We start from the raw sequence: 19,375 nt of genomic DNA on the forward strand, positions 1-19,375 counted from the left end.
TTAATACTCCAATTCAAAAAATCCAGTCCGTCAGAGGGATCAATCGTATCAACGGATCTCCAAGAATTGATCCTCTAACCGGCAGATCTAATTCTATGTTAGGCACCTCAATGTTCACTCAAAAGCGGTTTCACAGTATTTTCACGCTGGATAAGTTGTAGTTAGCCTTGGAGATTCAACTTAATAGGCTTGGCGGTATGTACCCTAAAAAATTTTTATCTGTAGCTGAAAAGAAATTAAGCACTTGTTCTCCTATTCAAATAAGAATTTGTCTTGCTTGGGTAAAGGGACGCATATGCTAAGTTTGAAAAACATTAATAAAACTTATGCCGATGGTACGCATGCATTAAAGCAAGTCTCAATGGACCTGGGCACAGGCATGGTTGGATTGTTGGGGCCAAATGGCGCTGGCAAATCAAGTTTGATGCGCACAATTGCCACAATACAAAATGTTGACAGTGGCTCATTTCACTTTGGCGACATCAATGTTCTTGATAGTCCGAAATTATTACGAGAGCAACTTGGATATTTACCCCAGCATTTTGGTGTCTATCCCAGAGTTTCATGCCGCGACTTACTAGAGCATCTGGCGATACTAAAAGGGCTTACCAACAAAGCGGAACGACATAAGCAAATTGACGAGCTGTTGCACTTAACCAATCTCAGTGATGTCGCTAACAAAAGTGTAATTGATTTTTCCGGAGGGATGTTACAGCGTTTCGGAGTTGCTCAGGCATTACTGGGTGACCCTAAAGTGTTAATTTTGGATGAACCTACCTCAGGTTTAGATCCTGCTGAAAGACTCCGTCTTCACAAAATTCTGCACGAAGTCGCCAAGACCAGAGTTTTGCTCCTTTCTACACATATAGTGGAGGATATAGAGCATCTGTGTGCCAATACCTATATTCTGATTTCAGGAAGTATCGTTGCAAGCGGGCCAACAACGTCACTATATCAGCTTTTAACGGGAAAAATTTGGCAGGGGCGAATTGATGGCTCTGAGTTACCAGATACGGCATATGTTCTGAGCGAAAGCTTACAATTTGGCGTGCCAATTTGCCGTGTTTATTCTGAAATGCCTTTACACCCGACAATGGAGCAAGTAACCCCTTGCTTGCAGGATCGCTATTTTATGCACCTCTATGGAAAATTCCAGGGAGGTATCTGATGTTTAAACAACAAATCTGCTCTGAGCTAAAGCTACAATGCTTCCATCCATTGTTTATCACCTTATTGATATTCGCACCGATATTCGGCTTCTTTGTCGGGCAAGGCGTCAGTGCCTCGCAAATTGAACTGTTTCAAGACCATCACTTACATAAGGTGACGGGGATCCTCAACATGCTGGCTCTCCCCTGGGCAGCCGTAATTCTGGCCGCGTCAGTGCTGTTTAGAGAGATAAAAACTGGCATCGCAGGGTTGATTAGTGCCTTACCACCAACCAAAGTACAGCATCAGTTTTTGGTAGTAATGGCTTTAATAATATCACTGAGCTTATTGTGTGTATTATCGGTATTCGGACTGTTTTTGGGCCTGCTTACACAGGCGTTAGCATTGCCAGACTTTAGTGTCTTGGTGATGACTTGTGTGGAAATGCTACGGCTACAATTTCTACTCAGCGTTCCTTCTATATTGTTTTTCGTGGCAATATTTTGGCTGCTTAAAAATATTGGCACACCGGTGATCGGGCTTTATTTGGTTACGCTAATTTTGTTCGCTTCTTATATGGCTTTGGCTAGTGCCAGTGGTTCACCTCTTATGACCAGCGAACATGCGCCGTCTCCGGTGCTGGTGCAGGTAATGAATTATCTGGATTGGTTTGGATTGACGGCGCTCGTTGTCAGGGACTTAAATTGGGATATCGTCTATCTCAATCGTCTGATTATTATTATTGCTTCGATACTAATAGCTTTTGCTGCTTGTTTGTCAGCGAACACACCCCAGAAAAAAAATAACGCTAAGCTGAAACTGACACAGCAAGTTTCAGCCAAAACACTTTCACAGGTTGCATTTACATTCAGGAACGTTTCGCCTGAATTTTTTGTTCAGTTCATATCTTCGCTTAGCTTTCATTTGAAGCAGTTTCTAATACATCCGGGAACACTCTTTATTTCAACTCTATGGTTCGGTGTTGTGGTAGCCGAGGTTTATCCTTCGCTGAATGTTGCTGAAACAGGCTCCGTATTAAAAAGTTTAAGTATGGATGCAGTTAATCGATTTATGTGGGATCTGGTGCCAATGTTCGGCTCAGTGCTTATTGTTTATCTCAGTTATACCTTTACCTGGCGAGATCAGCAGGCGAACTTTGACCTGATCACTAGATCGCTTCCCGTTTCATTCTCAACGATTTTTTTGTCACGTGTTATCTTGCTAAATATTGTTGTTTTTTTGTTCTTGCTCATAGCTTGCTTGGCTGGAGTTGTGGCTCAGTATCTGCGTAATAGCCCGGTTGACTTAGCGGAATATGTGCGGTTTATTTACTATGCCGGCTTGCCACTTATGGCTAAATCTATCGCCTTTATTGCTATTCAGTCTATTTTCAAGCAACGAATCCTTGCGACAACAATATGCATTTTTTTAGTAATACTCGAGCTGTCACCGTTAACATCAGTTATTGGCTTATCGCACCCAATTTACCGTCCATTCTCGACACCACTGGATAATATTGACTCTTTGTTAAATTACAGCCATGTCGACGCTGGTTTTTGGACATTTACGTTATTTTGGTTTGTTGTAGGTGCATTGCTCGCATACATGGCATTGCTGGTGAATAAAGTTAGCAGTGGCAAGCCATTTATTAAGCTAGCAGAGGCCGCACTGTTTGTACTCTTAACAGGTGCTGCGGCTCTCCAGTTACAGTTCATAAACCGCCAAATGCTAAAGGATGGCAAAGCTATCTCGATTTCCGCTCAAATCGAGCTTCTTGCAAACTATGAAAAAGAATATAAAAAGTTTCAGAATCTGCCTCAGCCAATAATCAACGACGTTAAAACAGCAGTTCATATTCACCCAAAAGAAAGTAAAGCCGTCATTCGTGGGAGTTATATTTTACTCAATCCACATGAGGTAACCATCGACAGTATCTTGCTGGGTGAGGACTGGCGAACCCCACTGCAAGAAGTGACGCTTTCACATCCGTCCAAGATGACTTACGACGCTGTGCAAGGCCAAAGAGTTTTCCAGTTAACGTCCTCATTAGCACCAGGACAGAAAGTCGAACTTCAGTTTTCCTTGGTGCTAGAGCAGAGTGGATATCAGAAAATCGCTAATCACAAAATCCTGACTCCTGATTTTGTTTATATAAGGGGGGTGCCGATTTTACCGGAGTTGGGATATCAGCCAATCAGAGAAATCTCTGATAACGACTGGCGTCAGAAATATGGTTTAGCCAAAGTTCATGACAAAGATTTTGATAAGTTGCTACGCAACAGAGATCGTGCAAGAGACACCTACCAGTGGGCCACACTTAGCACGATTATCTCGACGCCGGAAGATTATCAAAGCTTTAGTCAGGGAGAGCTAATTTCTGAAAATAAAAAAGATGGACGTGTGTTCAGACACTTTGAAACTCGTTCTGCGGTTAGGCGCTTACAAGCATTTGTCGCAGTGCCGGCGCAAATTTCTGAACGCAGGACTGGCGATGTGTTACTTCGTGTTGCTCATAAAGAAACGCACGAGCAAAATGTCGAAATGACCCTGGATGCTATGCAGCATACTGTAGAGTTTTTAACAGAACAACTTGGGCCATTTCCCGGAGAGTCATTAACGGTAATTGAAAAACCGGATTTTGGCCCCGGTGCCTATGCGCTGCCACAACTGATATTAGTTAGCAGTAAGATTGGATTTAGAGTGGATCAGAATAATGAGCATTCTTTCAATCATGTATACCGGCGTGCGGCGCACGAAACTGCACACCAGTGGTTTGGCCATTTAATTGGAAATGGTGTTTCGCAAGACAGTGCATTTTTAGTCGAATCCATGGCCAAATATATCGAGCTTATAATGTTAGAGAAGCATTATGGGCCCGATGCTATGCAGTCACTAATAGATTATGAAACCCGGCGTTATCTCAACGCTGAAAAACATAACCGCAACCTGCCCGCCAGCCTTATTGGTGCTGAAAGCGCTCACGACAAATATTCACGTGCCACACTGGCATTTGCAAAGTTACGGGCAGAAATCGGCGATAAGCCGATTATGGCAGCGTTGGCGGAGTTCACCGCAAGACATCGATTTCCTAACACACCTGCAAGTTCCTTAGACTTTGTTGAGATTTTGCTTACCAAAGCGCCAGCTCATACAGAACTCATTGAAACGCTATTACTGGAGCCAATACCTGCGACAACATGGCTAAAACAAGAGCTAAATTAGAGCTGGTATATATCACGCTGGGCTAACAGTCATCGACATTGCCGGTGGCTGTTAGCAGTTGCTTTTGTCATCAGCTCGCCAATGTTTCCGTTCAAGCCTGGCAGATACATCAAATGTAAAAGGTTAACCCCATGGTAAAGTCATTTTTGTCTTATCTGCTAATCGTGCTGCTATCAGCCACTAACTTCGGTTTTGCGAGTGAACAAGAGGCAGCGGAACATGCGCTATTACAAGGCGATGCCACCAAGACAAAAGCGTTGCTTGATAGCATTGAACAGCCCGCCAGCCCAAAGCATCTAGAGCTGGAGGTTATTTATCATCTGATGCTTGGTAACACTGAAAGTGCCATAAATCAGCTAAATGAATATGAAAAGCGATTTGGTGATAGAGCCGATACTCACGCTTTTGCTGCTGAAGCGTGGCGTAGAGTTGGGCATCAGGCAAATATATTTAGTAAACGTAAGTACTACAATAAAGCCTTAGCTTCAAAATGGCGTGCCGGAGAATTGGCTCCCGGGAATCCTAAATGGCTGGTGTTGCAGGCCTCTGCAGCTGCTCAACTGGACAAAAGAAACAAAATAAGTTCAGATGAATTTACGCTAACAAAACAGGTTATGTCTCTTGACGAAAAGTGGGGTTTTATTGCGCAAATAAACCTTGCACAAAATACTGACGATATTAAGCAAGGATTGATTCTGACGCAGCAGGCGCACGAGCGATTTCCAGATGATTTTTTTGTTCAGGAGCGGATAGCCCAGTTTTACTGGCGATTGGGTGAAAGGGCGCAATCTCAGCAGCACTTTTTTCAAGCCTGTAAAAACTATCCTCAAACTTCATGGTTTGATAAGTTGAAATGGTTGAATTCGTGCCTTCAAGTGGCTGTATTTGCTGATAAATATGGCTTAGGTCGTGAGGTTGGTGTACAAGCTCTCTCTGAGTTGTTGCGCTCCTTCAAGTTGCCGACGAAGGACAACCTGGACCTTGCAATTATGCTAACTCAATTAGCTCAGGGAGATGAAGCTCAACCGGCTTGGGATTTTCTCAACACCGTCATCCGAACGTCAAATGACCAAAACTTAGTAAAGGCGGCACAAAAAGCGCTGAGTAACCGCTCTTAATGTTTTTTGTCTTTATATTTTGTAGCACGTAAATAGCGTATCGAACATTCAACTAAAAGTGATGGTCATGCAGAAGTTTCACAGTATTTTCACGCTTTCAGGTGTCTATTTGCCTACAGCTAACTTATCAATGCGAATTAGAAATATGTACTATAAAGTGATTCTGTTTACATCGTTGTTCATTTTCAACGCATACGCAGCTACCAGCTATACCGTTATGGCGCCTTTGCTTGTTGAAGACCGGGATACTTTTCGATTGCAGCTTGCAGAGGCTAAAGCGATTGGTGTCGATTCAGTTTCGGTTGATGTTTGGTGGGGGCTGGTAGAGGCAAAAGCCGATCAAGCATTTAACTGGGGTTATTACGACAGCATTTTTGCTGATATCACCCAGGCTGGGCTGAAGGTTGTGCCTATCATGTCTTTTCATCAGTGTGGCGGCAATATCGGTGACGATTGCGACATCCCAATTCCCGGGTGGATCTGGCAGCATTATCAAGATAAGGGCTTAACTGAACAAGATCTTCAGTATAAAAGTGAATATGGTAACTACTCGGTAGAGACTGTATCGCTATGGGCAGACACTTATGTAGTAAGTGAGTACAAGGAGTTTATTCAGGCATTCTCGGAACACTTTGCCCATCTAACTGATTTTATCGCTGAAGTTAATATTTCGATGGGCGCGGCGGGGGAGTTGAGGTATCCATCTTACAACACTCACGACGGCAAACTTGCTGGCTATCCAACCCGGGGCAGCTTCCAGGCATATTCCTCTCTTGCGGTTAAAGACTTTCAGCAAACCATGCAGGCAAAATATGGCGAAATTAGTAAGCTCAATAGCAGCTGGCACACCACTTACACTAGCTTTGACCAGTTAAAACCACCATTTGACGGTAACGAATTTATTGCGATCGGCAGTTACCGCAGAACTGCCTATGGCAGAGATTTTATTGAGTGGTATCACCAATCGTTGATGGCGCATGGCAGGCGTATGTTAGACGCTGCACATGATGGATTGAACAGTTCGTTCGACAGCATTCCTGTTGGATACAAAGTACCGGGTATTCACTGGAAAATAGGCACTAATGACATTACGGCAAGAAGTGCAGAACTCGCCGCGGGATTGATTCACAGCGATTGGCCATATTCTGAAAGTAATGGCTATGGCTATAACAATATTGTTGCGCTTGCCAAGCACCTTGAGGGACAAAATCGACACGTTGTTTTGCACTTTACCGCATTGGAAATGGATGACAATCCAACACACCCGAGTTATTCGTATGCCAAAACCCTGGTGGGTTGGCTCGGTGGTGAAGCCAAAAAACAGGGCGTGGAGATTAAAGGTGAAAATGCTCTGGCCCAAGGTGTATGGCATGCCAGAGGCTGGCAAAACATAGAAGAGGCATTAACTAATCATCATTATTCCGGCTTAACCATTTTGCGTATAACCGAAGTTACAGTTGATACATTAGGTCGAAAAAAGCTCGAAAATATTATCAAAACTATTGAATAGCTTATATTTTAATAATTCTAGCTGGAGCGAGATTATAGAGATGCATCGCTTAAATTAACTAAGCGGTAGCGTCGATTTTTTGCGGTAAGTTTGAGCCGTCTATTTTTTTTAGCTTTTCTAATGTCTGCTCTAAAAGTGTGGTGTTTTTACCGATGCTCTGCTGAAAGCTAATTCTTTGTTCACCCTGACCCAGAAGATTGATACGGTGCTCGCCCACCAGTGCTGGGTCATAACCTTTCTGCTCAAGGATGTGAGGCGGTACAAAAGGCAGCACGTCTAAAAGTGCAGAGTTGCCAGATTTTATTAAAGAATTGATTTCACTTATCGATACATCACGTAAATTTAATTTAGCTGCATCTGTTGCCATATTATCTGAGGTAATCTGTGAGCCGTCGTTCTCTACTTTAGCTGTCGACTTGTTACCGGCTGGCGTGGAATAGTTTTGTGCTATTGCGGTGATTTTCATATAGCTCTCCGTAATGTCAAAATACTAAGGCAAACAGCTAAGTGCGGTGTTGCAACAGTTTGGGTTAGTTAAGTTAACGTTTTAATCCGTTAGTTCGCTGATCCCAATGACATTGCCAAATGGGTCTGTAACAACGGCTTCTTTTTTACCTGAGAAATTTATGGTTAGCGGTTTTTTTAATGTCGCGCCTAATTTAAGCAGACGCGCTAAATCTTGCTCCACATCTTCTACCTGCCAGTATATTACCGCGCTTTGTGGGGGGTATCTTTCAGATGATTTTGTGAAAACAAGCTCAACATCACCGACTTTAAATTTAACGGACTTATCGTCTTGGTCTTCAGGCTCCAGATGCAATACCTTTGCGTACCATAAAGATGCTTTTCCTAAGTCATTAACTGGGTTGGTTATTTTAGTCACACTAATAAAATATGAACCTTCTTTTTCATGAGCTGAAACACAACTACTTGTAAAAATTAAGATTAGAATGATAAGTCGCACTTTTCCCTCCGTTATTTCAGATATATATTTCAGTTAAGCGTGTTAGCCAACTATGTAGGGTTTACGGTGAAAATATTGTGAAACCGACTCCGGGCCAATTAATACCTGAAAGACGTCAACCTAAAAGCTGCAATCATTTATCTGAACGATTAATCACAAGTATTTCACATTAAGGCGTTTAGAATTCTTGCTATATAAAGGGCAGATATAGCGGAATATAAAATTGACAAGAACCTACCAACGTTGGACATACGCAAGTTATGGCAGTGCTGACAAGCTTGTATTGGAAAACTGCACTTTGCCTTCGCTCAAGCCGTCAGAAATATTAATAAAGGTAGAGTTTTCTGCGGTTAACTCCGCTGATATTAAAATGCTAAAAGGCAAACCCTGGTTAGTCAGGCTTTTTAACGGCTTAACAAAACCATCCCGAATTAAAACCTTAGGATTAGACTTTAGCGGCCGGGTAGTGGATGCAGGCGGTGAAGTTAAAGACTTTGCACCGGGCGACAGCGTATATGGCTTACGACCTGACACGTTCTCTACGCACAGCCAGTACCTTATTGTTGAGCGGGAGTCATTGTTGCAGCATGTCCCTTATGGTGTCAGTGCTGAGCATGCCTGTGCCGGGCTTTTTGGTGGCCTTAGCGCCCTCTATTTTTTAAAACGAATAGGTGTTCAGAACTCGATAAAAAAGGCCTTGGTATATGGCGCCGACTCATCAGTAGGCAATGCGGCATATCAAATATTGTCAGATAAAACCAATAGCCTGCTTAGGTTTCATGGGCCAATCATAAACGTTGATAGCATTAAAAAGTCAGGTTTTTTAGATGGGGTTGGTTCAGCGCAAAAATATGATCTTATTTTTGACGCTACGGGGAAATTGAACATTTTAAGCGCGGTAAAGGCGCTATCTGAGCACGGAGAGTTGATAACCACAGCAGTGTCGTTAAAGCTGTTTTTCATCAGTAAGGTTTTATCTTTAATGAGTAATAAAAGACTGATTATTGGCATAGCGCAAAACTCGCAGGAAGATTTGGCCAGGCTTAGTCAACTGCTGTCGGATGGTGTTTATATCCCTTTTATTGATTCAACATACCGCTATAACGACTATCGTGCAGCTTTTGAGAAAGTTATGCGGCAGGGGAAAGCCGGCGCGGTACTGATTAAGTTAGGGTAGTTGTATCAAGATAATCGCTTAAATGAACATGATATTTTTATGGCATAGCTAAAAATTAAATTCATTTTTATGAAGTCGCCCAGCGGTAGATTCACACCATGGCAGACATTTTTAAACACATCAGTCAAAGTAAACCGCGACTTTGGTGCCATGGTGCTGCTGCGCTGAACTAATACGAATGCGCAGTTTATAGGTATCGCATAAGCGCTGGACAATCGCCATGCCAACGCCATACCCACGACTTTGCCCGCCTTTTACAAAGGGCTGATTGATATTTACGCGGATTTCTTCAGGGATACCTATACCGGTATCGGTAACCGATAACACTGAGTTATGGAAATCTATCGACACACTACCGCGTTGAGTGTATTGAAAAGCGTTACTGATAAGGTTTGACAGCAAAATTTTAAAGGCACCACTTTGCATCAATACCCGCTCCGAAGGGTCGATGTCGACGTTAACTTGCACCTCTTTGCCTTCAAGCAAGTAGCAGTGTTGAATAACAAGGGTTTCCACTACTGCCAGCACATTAATGGCGCTGATGTCTTGTGGTGTATGGTTTTCCCGTGCCAGATGCAACAGAGTTGCAATGGTGTTTTCGGACTCAAAATTTGCATTTTGAATGCTGACCAACTTTGCTTTCATGCCGTCGTTAAACGTCGAATGTTGCAGCAGCTCTGAGATAATATTTTTGATGATAGCATTTGAGGTGCGAAGCTCATGGCTTACGTCACGGGTGAATTCATGCTCACGTTGAATGAAGGCTTCAATTCTCAGCGCTTTCGCCTCAAACACCCTGGCAAGTTGTCCTATTTCATCCTGGTTGTATTGCTCGGAAAACGCTTTCGGTAATGAATTAACATTAAACTGACACAGTGTTTTTAACAGGTTGCGGGCAGGGTGCAGAAATTTGTATATCAGATAAATTACGCCAGACATGAGAAGTAAAATAGAAGCTGCCAGCCACAATAACACCGTAACAGGTGTTGAGTAGTCGCTGAAGTCGCTATTTGCTTTGTTTACATCAATAATGAAAAATTGCTCTGATTGTCCGATGGAGTGCCCAACTAACCGGTGTTCAGCTGAATCATACACATAAAGCGTACCATCCTCTTCAGGGCAAGCTTTAACGCTGGCTTCAGGTAATTTTTCGAAGGGGCTGATTATTATCCATTCTGGTAACTTGCCTGGCAGAGATTCAGTGCTACCTTCAGCAGCTTGTTTCGCAAAATCATGACTGATCCCCGTCCAAAAATATTGATTGAATTTGCGGTGCTCGTAATGCCAGATCAGCGCCACCACCAGGCAGAGCGCTGCCATTGATGACAAATAAATGCAAGCCAACTTCGCTGGCAAGCTACGCTTTATTGACTGTAACATTTTCAAGTGTAAAGCCTACACTATGGACCGTTTTTAAAATTTGAAAACTAAAACGTTTATCCAGACAATTTCTCAGCTGATACATGTGTGATCTGAGCGAGTCTGATTCCGTTTCATCGTTTCCCCATAACTTCTGAATAAGCTCGGTTCGTGACACAACGCGTGGATAAGCCTCAGCCAGAATTTTCACAATGTTAAAGCCCATCCGGGTACATTTTACTTCAACACCTTCTCTCAGTAATTTGTGTCGCCGTCTGTCAACTACCAGAGGGCCGAGGTCAATAATATGATTTTGATGCAGCGCGTTTCGGCGTGACAAAGCAATAATTCGCACATATAACTCTTCCATTGCGAAGGGTTTGGTCAGATAGTCATCTGCGCCACTGTTAAATCCGGTAACGATATCATCGACCGAATCGCGTGCGGTAAGTAATAAAACCGGCATGGTCATTACAGGTTGTGTTTTTATAATATGACAAAGCTCCAGGCCGTTCATACCAGGCAAGGTTAGGTCGAGAATAGCTATATCAAATACCTGATTTTCGAGTAGTTTTAGCGCCAATTCTGCACTTGGCGCAAAATCGACCACATGCCCTTCAGTGGTAAAAAAATCGACGATGGTACCTGCCAGGGTAGTGTTGTCTTCAACCAGTAATATGGATAGTTTCATAGCAGTTGTATCTATTTCAAAGTTGAAAGCAGTATAAAAGCCATTATGTGAAAAGATGGTGAAATCATTTGTTCGATTCTTTATGGTTGTTCAAAATAGACTTCGCCCAAAGTAAAGACGATATCGATAGTACTGAACAAGTCACTGTTATAGTCAAAATACAACTTTTTATAATCACATCCCACGCCAAAGGTATAGCATATCGGTTCAGCCAGACATAACAGAAAGCAACCATCAACGGGCTGGCTGCCAGGCAGGCTTTCAGAATGAGGCTAATTAATTCGTAAAACAGTCGTTGTAACAATTGCAGATCTGTTGCGCCATTTATAGCGCGAAGCAAGAATTCTGGCTGGCGAACCAACATAACATAACTTTGAATGGCTAACATGCCAACAACGACCATGCCGAAACTCAGTAAACCGAAAATGGCGGTAAGTTGAAACGTTACCCACTCTTCAGAGTAAAGCGCTTTTAAAAGGGTGTGGAGTGACAAACTCGCCTCCTCGACATGGCCAAGATGCTTTTGGTAAAGCATATTGAGGCTTCGCAACTGAGCTGAGTCAGTCACTCTGACCAAAAGGTAGCGCCAGCGCTGGCTGTCAAAATCAAATATAACCGGTTTGCTTAATTCATAGGCAGACTGTAAAGCCAAATCCGTAACGACTTCTCTGGTCCGCACAAAGGATTCTCCGGAGTCGAAAGCAAATACCTTGAAACGAAGCCCCAACGCTTGTCCGGCATTTACAATACCAAACAGCTTTAACGCCGTGTTGGTAAGCACAACCTCTTCCTCAGAGAAGTCAATTTTGTCTATAGCGTGCTGAGATTGCAGAGACCTTATTCGGAAAAATTGAAAGAAGTTGGGTTCAACACTAATGTAATTTACAACCTGTTGCTCGCTCCTGGCCAATATAGTTGGCGAGTCGAGTAACTGATAAAGCTTGGAGTTTTCATTATCCATTGTTGGCGGCTCTGACACCCGGGTGTTTTCAATGGTCGGCGAATGTCCCCGCAGTTCCTGCACGAAGGCGTTTGGGTCGGCTAAAGGTTGCAGATCATAAATAACCACATTGTCGGTGTGGTAGCCTAATTCTCTGCTGAGCAAATGCTCGTACTGAAAATAGATAACTGATGCAGAGAAGAGCAATGAAAATGCAAGCGTGATTTGAAGCAACGAAAAATAACTCAAGCCAGCGATGAGTCGGTTTTTTGCGCTGGTAGGAATTGATTTAGCGGCATCCGCTATGCGAGTCCGCGATATAAAGTGACATGGATATGCGCTTAATACAGCGGCCCAGATAGCAGAAAAAAGACAAAGAACCAACAGCGTATAAAACCAGTTTTCTGTCACCCAACTATTATGAGGCAGAGTAAGAAGTTTTGAATTCAATGACATCAAGATAGTAGCAAGCGAAAGGGCTATCATGATGTGAAATAAACTGCGTATATACAGCAGCTTGAATAATTGCCTTCTGCTCATGCCATGACATCGTGCTGTAGTAATATGCAGAGCCACTTTAGAAAGTTTTGTAATGCTAAACACCACGCTATTGATGCTGCCTATCAACACAACGACAATTGCAGAAAATAAAATAAGATAAAACTGGATAATACTGCCCAGTGCCTTTTGATCACCAAGGTGGCCTGCAGCAGTCTTCGCGTGCAGGTAAATATCTGCCACGGGCATAAGGTTTAATGCGATGAGCTGATTAGCCTTGAAAGGTTTGTCTGGTTTGAGCACGCTATTTAAATTGTCTGCAATTGGGTTATCTTGTGAAAGCCAAATATTGATACTCTCTTGCAGTTTCTGAGCATCGCTAGCGTCATGCAATTTGATATAGCTGTACATGTTTACGTTAAGCCAGCTATCCAACAGGCCATTGTCATTGTCAAAGTCTGTCGGGTCGAGACTTACAATGCTGGTCAAATCCAGATGTGAATCAATATTGTCAGCTAAAATACCGGTGACGGTTAATAGCCTTTCTTCGCCTTTAAAGCAGCAGGCAGAGATGTTTCGTCCTATTACGTTTTGGCTTGCAAACAGTGTGTCGGCAAGCTCAGAGCTGATAATTATACTATTAGGTTGCTGTAATGCTGTCGTTATATCACCTTGTACTAAAGGTAGTGTAAATACCCTGGGGAACGATGCATCTACCAGCAGCATTTTGGTTTTTTTGCGCGCAAATTGCCCTGTTAAGGTAAGGTCCCAGTGAAATAAGCGGGTAGCTTCAGCAACCAGTTCAGGGTTGTGTCGTGAGATTGCCGGTGCAATATTGCCGGCTGAGCGTACGGTAAGAAACTCAGCCTGATCCGGCAGGCTATAGTGAGTATGCAGGCGAAATATGTTGTCGTACTCATTCAGCCATTTGTCGTATGATAATTGTTGAAATAGCTGAGCAAACAGAAACAGAGCCAACATAAAACTTAATGTCAAACCAGCAACTATCATTAAGTCTTCCTGACTTTTGTTAAGTAGCTGGTCCCACTTTAACGTTTTCATTAGTAAGCTCCGTTAATAAGAATCCATAATGATCCTACCGTCTTTCAGGCGTAAGGTTTGGGTAGCTAACTCTGCTTGCTTAGTACTTGAGGTGGAGTAAATGAGTGTGATTTTGCTTTTCTGCTGCACTGCATGTAGTAAATGTACAATTTCATCGCTATGCGAACTATCCAGTTCATTACCGGGTTCATCGGCTATCAGAATTGCCGGCTCTGATATCATGGCAGTTGCTAGAGATAACTGGTAACGTGCAAATAGTGTCAGATTTTCTGGTAGCGCATTTCGTTTATGCGCCAAATCAAACTCAACCAATATCTTGTTAATCTTATTTTCAATATGCTGATTTTTCGATGGTCTGTAGCGCAAACCAATAGCAACATTTTCTTCAACCGACAGATAAGGTATGGGTTTTAACTGGCTGTAGAAATAGCCAATATTCTCTCGTCTGAACGCCAATCGTTGTTCTCCGGAGTAGTTGGTTAGTTCTTCAGCGCCATACTTGATGACACCGCGGCTTGGAGATTCAAGCAGACCAATAAGGTTTAATAAAGTTGTCTTTCCGCTACTTCGCTGTCCCAGCACTGCCAGCGATTCTCCTGGCGCAATGGTCACAGATACGTCTCTGAGTGCATGAATACGCTCCGCACTGCTGCCATAGCTTTGCCAAATTTGCAAAAGTTCAAGCTTATTGGTTGAGCTCATGTGCTTCCTTTAAATAAAATCCTGGTATGGCAAATAGCTCATCATCAGGTAAATAGTAAACAACATTTTCGTTTTCGCATCAAAGCTTGGGTCATGATACCTGCTCTCATTAAAGCCAATTATTTGTGAAAGCAAAGTGAATTTTGCAGCTTTTGAGATTAAAGGGCTTTCTTCACTTTTATTTCACTGTCCCGGTATTACAAAAATACCGGAACAACAGCGATATGGCTCTGATAAATGGACGTGCAATGCTATTTAGACTTACATCATATTCAGGGTAGCGCTCTGGAAAATGGCTGTGCAGGCGTATTTTTGCGTTTTTATGGTGTCAATTACTTTGATTTTGCACTAAACGGCAAGTTAAGTGAGCTGCTGCGTGAACAGCTTGCAGAGTCTGTCAGCGATAGTCTGTCAGTTAAAAATTTATACTACCTTGGTAAAGGTGATTTTTATCTGCTCCTTAATGTTACGCAGTGCCCGGAAAGGTTAGCCAAACAGTTGCAACTTGTGCTCAACAGCGTTTCTGACGAGCTTTGTCATACCAGCTATTGGTGTATTTTGTACCAGGAACAAGGTTTGCATTTAAGCATTGCCAGGCAAGTACTGGCGGCAGCACTAAGTATTGATAAAGACTTGGCGCTGCCATTGATGATTACGCCGCTAACCCCAGGCATTTTGCTCGATTTTGAACGGAGTTTGGAACACTTATTTAATTTCCCCAACGCTATTGCGTGTAATGAAATAGTGTTTGATTATCAGCCAATTTACGACCTGAAACAGGGAAATATCAAATCATTGGAGGCGCTGGCGCGCTGGCGGGTAGATGGTGATGAAATCAAACCAGATGATTTTATTCCGGTATTGCAGTCGTCCCAATATGCCAGAGCGTTTGACTTGCACCTCGTCCGTTCAATTTGTCAAAACCTGCAGAAGCTGAAAGCGCATTATGGTGATGTCAGTATCTCGATGAACTTGTCCGGTGAAGCCATAGCCGATAACAACTTCATTGAGCTGATGCTGGCTGAATTTACCAAAGCCGACATTAACAACAGTCGGATCATTGTTGAAATTACCGAGTTAAGCCCGGTAACGGTTGGTAGTCGATGCTGGCATAACCTCGCTGAGCTTAAAAAGGCCGGCATCAAATTGGCACTTGATGACTTCGGTCAGGGCTATTCATGTTTTAGCAATCTGCGAAACTTACCGATAGAAATTCTGAAAATAGATAGAATGCTCACGGCTGGCATTATCAGCAATACCGGTGATCTTGAGCTGATGCGGCTCATTCTGGAGTACTGCAGTCATCATAATTTAACCGTAGTGATCGAAGGCGTCGAAACTGTCGACCAGCATAATGTGTTGCAACAGCTGGGTGCTGAACTTGTGCAGGGCTTTTTTTACGGCCGGCCGCAAAGGTTTGACCGTTTGCATGTCAGGACCAAAGCTGCTTACGGCTAATATAACTTTCATCTATCAGTATCCAAGAATTTCATCATTATTTTTATACCTGCTGTCGTCGTAGACTTTTCGAATTGAATAACGTTAGAGGTTTATATGATTCAAATCGAATTTTTTCATGACGCGGTTTGTGGCTGGTGTTATGTCTTGTCTCCCCGCTTGCGCAAGATGGCGGCGAAATATCCGGTTAAAGTGATTCATCGTGCCTTTGTTTTGCAGCGCAACGATGAGGAAATGGTGGCCAGGTTTGGTTCCATGGAACTGGCAAAGCAGGAGATTTTGCAGCATTGGCAGAGTTGTAAATCGTTTGCTGACGAGCCTGAAAGCATCAATATCGAAGGCATGCGCAGAGCAGGTTTCAATTATCCAAACGGTTATTTAGCTGCGCTCTATGCCAAGGCGGTAGAGCATATTGCAGGGCAGGATGCGCATTGGGATTTTTTTGACGCAGTACAAAAAGTACATCTTTATCACAACCAAAATATTGCGGAGGCAGCGGTTCTGGACGTTGTTGTGCAAAAGTTAGGACTGCCGCTGGAAAGCATCCATGCCATCTTGCACTCAGCAGACAATGCCAACGCATTGGAAGTGGATCGTGCCCGAGCGGCTGATTTCGTCATTAAAAGTATCCCGACATTACTCATCAATGGGCGCAACCTTATTTCACAGTCATTAAGTTTGACTCAGCTAGAGCATTTGGTTGTAACAGAGCTTGCTTTAGCCAGCAAACAGGAGGTTATATCATGAAAACTAAGTTTAGTGTTGCCGCTTTAACCGCAGTAAGTGTAATGCTATCTGGCTACAACTATGCGGCTGATTTTCCTAAGCAGACTGTTGGCGCCAGCCCGTGGGGCGAGCATGATGAGATTGGTCGGCTGAACATGATGACGGCAGAATCGCAGGCCCGCATTATGACAAAAATCGACGCCACTAAAGTGTTTGATTTAGCCGTTGAGTATTTTGTTGGCATGCCCAGCTGGCAGGCGGCGGGTGATCCACATTATCAATTCTGGATGACGCATACCCCGCGCGGAGCTGTGGTTGATAACGTGCTTAATATGGGGCATGACGTCAACCAGCACGTTAGCTACTCGGGTAGTGCCTTTTCTATGTACAGCCATACCGGTACCCATATAGACATGTTTAGTCATTTTGGCCTGGATGGCAAAATTTATAACCATTTCTCGGCGGATCAACATCTGGGTGATAAGGGTTGGCAACGTAGTGGTGCTGAAACCGTGCCACCAATTGTTGCCAGAGGGGTTTTACTGGATTTACCCAAAGCGAAGAACATCAACATGTTGCCTGATAACTACCGGGTAACACCAGATGATATCAAAGCAGCCTTAGCTCATCAGAACATGAAGCTGCTGCCGGGCGATGTGGTGTTAATCCGAACCGGCCGTATGCAAAACTTTAATGATGCACAGGCATATATGAACAACTCCCCTGGCCTTGGCATGGCTGCCGCTACTTATCTTGCTGATCAGGCGCAAGCCATGATTATCGGTGCTGACAACTTAAGCTTTGAAGCTTTTCCTTCAGAAGTTAGCGGCAATTATGTGCCAGTGCATACCTACTTATTAACGCAAATGGGTGTGCCCATTCTGGAATTGGTGGATCTGGAATCCCTATCACAGGCCGGAGTTTATGAGTTTGCCTTTGTCGCGGCATCTATCAAGCTGCGTGGTGCTGATGCTGCGCCCATGAGGCCAATTGCCTTTCCTATTAAAGCAACTGAGGATAAATGATGAACACACTTGACGCTTTAAACTGGCGCTATGCAGTGCGCCAGTTCAATAACGATACCCTTAGCAACGCACAGATTAACGAACTGGCAGAAGCGACGCGTTTAACGGCTTCGTCTTATGGCTTACAGCCCTATCGGTTGTTAGTTATTAGCTCAAAAGAGCTGCGTGAAAAATTATTGCCGCACGCTATGGGACAAAACAAAGTAAGGGATTGCTCACATTTGTTCGTGTTAGCGGTTAAAACCAATATTGATGCTGATTATATCGATAAGCACTTCACGATGGCGGAGCAACAGCAAAATTTAGCGCCCGGTGCATTAGCTGGCTTTGCAAGCCATGTAAAAGACGTAATGTGTTCAATGACAACTGAACAACTAGCAAGCTGGGCAGACAATCAGGCGCATATTGCGTTGGGGAATCTGCTGACAGCTGCAGCGATCACCGGGGTTGATGCATGCCCTATGGCTGGTTTTGATAAAGCTGGTTTTGACGAAGTGTTAAACCTTGAGGCACAGCAGCTAAGTGTCAGCGTTATTTGTGCGCTTGGTAAACGCTGTGATTCAGATAGCAGTGCAGAAAAGCCAAAGGTCAGAATACCTGCGGCTGAGTTTGTGGTTGAGATTTAACCATGGCCATACTACTTGCCTTTTTCGCCGGCGGTTTAATTGCTGTTCAGGCGGGCATTAATAGCCAACTTGGTATCATGTTGCGAAATCCGATGTTTGCAACCGTCGTCGCCTTTGTTATGAGTGCTTTGGTGAGTAGTGTGGCAATCGCATTTATGGCACCAGCTTGGCCGACAAAGTCGTTGATTAAAACGATCCCTTTATTTCTCTGGTTTGGCGGTGTGCTTAGCGCCGTCGGGGTCGGCCTTTTTTATTATCTTATCCCTAAGATGGGCGTCGGTAGCATGATGTCTTTTGCTTTAACCGGGCAGTTGTTGCTCTCTGTACTGATCAGCCATTACGGTTTATTCGGTTTGCCGCAAATAGCTATAACACCCATTAAACTGGCGGGCATCGTGTCGATGATCGCAGGCCTGATTTTATTAAATAGGTGACAGCATGACGCTTGACGTTAGCCACAATATACAAAATATGCTCTCGCTGTGGCATCTGTATGGAGCCCACAGCAAAGAAAAATTATGGCACTCTACTAGCTGGCCGCACCGGGTATGGCATGATTCACTTGAGCCTGGTGTTACCATTGCCGCGCTTGCACATACCTCACTGGCAAAAGAGCAAAAAGTTGTCATGCTCAAAGATCAGCGGCAACTACCGCCAGCCTGGTTAGCGCGCTATCAAACCGATGGCGGCTTGCAATTGATGAACATAGATTTAACCACGTCGACATTTGCCCGTTGTGATAAAACACAGTTAGTGCCGGTATCCAGCGAATCGATTAGCCAAATAAATGAATTTTCAGCGCTTTGTAGTAAAGGCTTTGGTTACGAGATAGATACTGCGGTATTAGAGACGGTAGCCAAAATCAACTCTGTTAAGTTGATGCTGCTGGCTGCAGATGGCAACAGTGTGGCTACCGCTTTGCTGCACGAAACTGAGCGTGTGCTTGGTATCTATCAGATTGCGGTACCTGGCGAACATCGGGGTAAAGGCTATGCAACCTCAATTATGTTACACATACTAAACTATGCGCAGCAAAAGGGGGTTAAGCATGCGTGCCTGCAAGCCTCGGAAATGGGGCAAAACCTATACTTAAAACTTGGCTTCAATGTCTGCGGTCAGCTGCTGATTTATCAACCAAAATAAACGGA

General features: G+C 43.7%; 17 protein-coding genes. 11 read left to right on the forward strand and 6 right to left on the reverse strand.

Annotation, left to right across the window (positions count from 1 at the left end; all coding sequences use genetic code 11):
- Window positions 1-295: 295 nt before the first annotated feature.
- From CRO03_RS15940 to CRO03_RS15955, 4 genes are all read left to right on the forward strand, one after another.
- Window positions 296-1,168, forward strand: a complete 873-nt coding sequence (locus CRO03_RS15940) for an ATP-binding cassette domain-containing protein (protein WP_097112633.1) — start codon at window positions 296-298, stop codon at window positions 1,166-1,168.
- Window positions 1,168-4,371 carry a M1 family aminopeptidase gene (locus CRO03_RS15945; RefSeq protein WP_097112634.1) on the forward strand — a complete coding sequence of 1,068 codons (3,204 nt, stop codon included), beginning with the start codon at window positions 1,168-1,170 and terminating at the stop codon, window positions 4,369-4,371. Before CRO03_RS15940 ends, CRO03_RS15945 begins: the two co-directional genes overlap by 1 nt.
- 131 nt (window positions 4,372-4,502) lie before the next feature.
- Window positions 4,503-5,489, forward strand: coding sequence for a tetratricopeptide repeat protein (locus tag CRO03_RS15950; RefSeq protein WP_097112635.1), 987 nt, complete (start codon window positions 4,503-4,505; stop codon window positions 5,487-5,489).
- A gap of 67 nt (window positions 5,490-5,556) precedes the next feature.
- Window positions 5,557-6,999: a family 14 glycosylhydrolase gene (locus CRO03_RS15955; protein WP_170949039.1), complete on the forward strand. Its 1,443-nt coding sequence runs from the start codon at window positions 5,557-5,559 to the stop codon at window positions 6,997-6,999.
- 58 nt (window positions 7,000-7,057) lie between these two features.
- Here CRO03_RS15955 and CRO03_RS15960 read toward each other — a convergent pair whose 3' ends face one another.
- Entirely contained in the window at window positions 7,058-7,465 is a 408-nt protein-coding gene (locus CRO03_RS15960; RefSeq protein ID WP_097112637.1) for a hypothetical protein, read from the reverse strand.
- A gap of 81 nt (window positions 7,466-7,546) precedes the next feature.
- Window positions 7,547-7,963 carry a VOC family protein gene (locus CRO03_RS15965; RefSeq protein ID WP_170949040.1) on the reverse strand — a complete coding sequence of 139 codons (417 nt, stop codon included), beginning with the start codon at window positions 7,961-7,963 and terminating at the stop codon, window positions 7,547-7,549.
- 298 nt (window positions 7,964-8,261) lie between these two features.
- Between CRO03_RS15965 and CRO03_RS15970 the strand changes: the two genes are divergently transcribed.
- Window positions 8,262-9,140: an NAD(P)-dependent alcohol dehydrogenase gene (locus CRO03_RS15970; protein ID WP_170949041.1), complete on the forward strand. Its 879-nt coding sequence runs from the start codon at window positions 8,262-8,264 to the stop codon at window positions 9,138-9,140.
- A 120-nt stretch (window positions 9,141-9,260) separates the two neighbouring features.
- Here the strand turns inward: CRO03_RS15970 and CRO03_RS15975 are convergent, their stop codons facing one another.
- The 4 genes from CRO03_RS15975 to CRO03_RS15990 all read right to left on the reverse strand — a co-directional run bounded on the left by CRO03_RS15975 (window position 9,261) and on the right by CRO03_RS15990 (window position 14,392).
- Window positions 9,261-10,460, reverse strand: coding sequence for a sensor histidine kinase (locus CRO03_RS15975; protein WP_170949042.1), 1,200 nt, complete (start codon window positions 10,458-10,460; stop codon window positions 9,261-9,263).
- A 37-nt stretch (window positions 10,461-10,497) separates the two neighbouring features.
- Entirely contained in the window at window positions 10,498-11,190 is a 693-nt protein-coding gene (locus CRO03_RS15980) for a response regulator transcription factor (RefSeq protein ID WP_097112641.1), read from the reverse strand.
- A gap of 64 nt (window positions 11,191-11,254) precedes the next feature.
- Window positions 11,255-13,690, reverse strand: coding sequence for an ABC transporter permease (locus CRO03_RS15985; protein WP_097112642.1), 2,436 nt, complete (start codon window positions 13,688-13,690; stop codon window positions 11,255-11,257).
- Between the two features lie 12 nt (window positions 13,691-13,702).
- Window positions 13,703-14,392: an ABC transporter ATP-binding protein gene (locus CRO03_RS15990; protein ID WP_097112643.1), complete on the reverse strand. Its 690-nt coding sequence runs from the start codon at window positions 14,390-14,392 to the stop codon at window positions 13,703-13,705.
- Between the two features lie 237 nt (window positions 14,393-14,629).
- On the opposite strand from CRO03_RS15990, the gene CRO03_RS15995 reads away from it, so the two are divergent.
- The 6 genes from CRO03_RS15995 to CRO03_RS16020 all read left to right on the forward strand — a co-directional run bounded on the left by CRO03_RS15995 (window position 14,630) and on the right by CRO03_RS16020 (window position 19,370).
- Window positions 14,630-15,850 carry an EAL domain-containing protein gene (locus tag CRO03_RS15995; RefSeq protein WP_097112644.1) on the forward strand — a complete coding sequence of 407 codons (1,221 nt, stop codon included), beginning with the start codon at window positions 14,630-14,632 and terminating at the stop codon, window positions 15,848-15,850.
- 96 nt (window positions 15,851-15,946) lie between these two features.
- The gene (locus tag CRO03_RS16000) at window positions 15,947-16,597 is read left to right on the forward strand and encodes a DsbA family oxidoreductase (protein ID WP_097112645.1); all 651 of its coding nucleotides are present in this window, start codon (window positions 15,947-15,949) and stop codon (window positions 16,595-16,597) included.
- Entirely contained in the window at window positions 16,594-17,601 is a 1,008-nt protein-coding gene (locus CRO03_RS16005; RefSeq protein WP_097112646.1) for a cyclase family protein, read from the forward strand. The genes CRO03_RS16000 and CRO03_RS16005 overlap by 4 nt, the downstream gene beginning before the upstream one ends.
- Window positions 17,598-18,227 (forward strand): NAD(P)H-dependent oxidoreductase, encoded by a 630-nt coding sequence (locus CRO03_RS16010; RefSeq protein ID WP_097112647.1) that lies wholly within the window; start codon window positions 17,598-17,600, stop codon window positions 18,225-18,227. Before CRO03_RS16005 ends, CRO03_RS16010 begins: the two co-directional genes overlap by 4 nt.
- Before the next feature lie 2 nt (window positions 18,228-18,229).
- The gene (locus CRO03_RS16015) at window positions 18,230-18,661 is read left to right on the forward strand and encodes a DMT family transporter (RefSeq protein WP_097112648.1); all 432 of its coding nucleotides are present in this window, start codon (window positions 18,230-18,232) and stop codon (window positions 18,659-18,661) included.
- Window positions 18,662-18,665: 4 nt separating this feature from the next.
- On the forward strand, window positions 18,666-19,370 hold the full coding sequence (locus tag CRO03_RS16020; protein ID WP_097112649.1) for a GNAT family N-acetyltransferase: 705 nt from the start codon (window positions 18,666-18,668) through the stop codon (window positions 19,368-19,370).
- Window positions 19,371-19,375 lie beyond the last annotated feature (5 nt).

The sequence above is a fragment of the Arsukibacterium tuosuense genome (genome assembly GCF_900215315.1).
In the GTDB taxonomy this organism is placed as follows: Bacteria; Pseudomonadota; Gammaproteobacteria; order Enterobacterales; family Alteromonadaceae; genus Alishewanella; species Alishewanella tuosuense.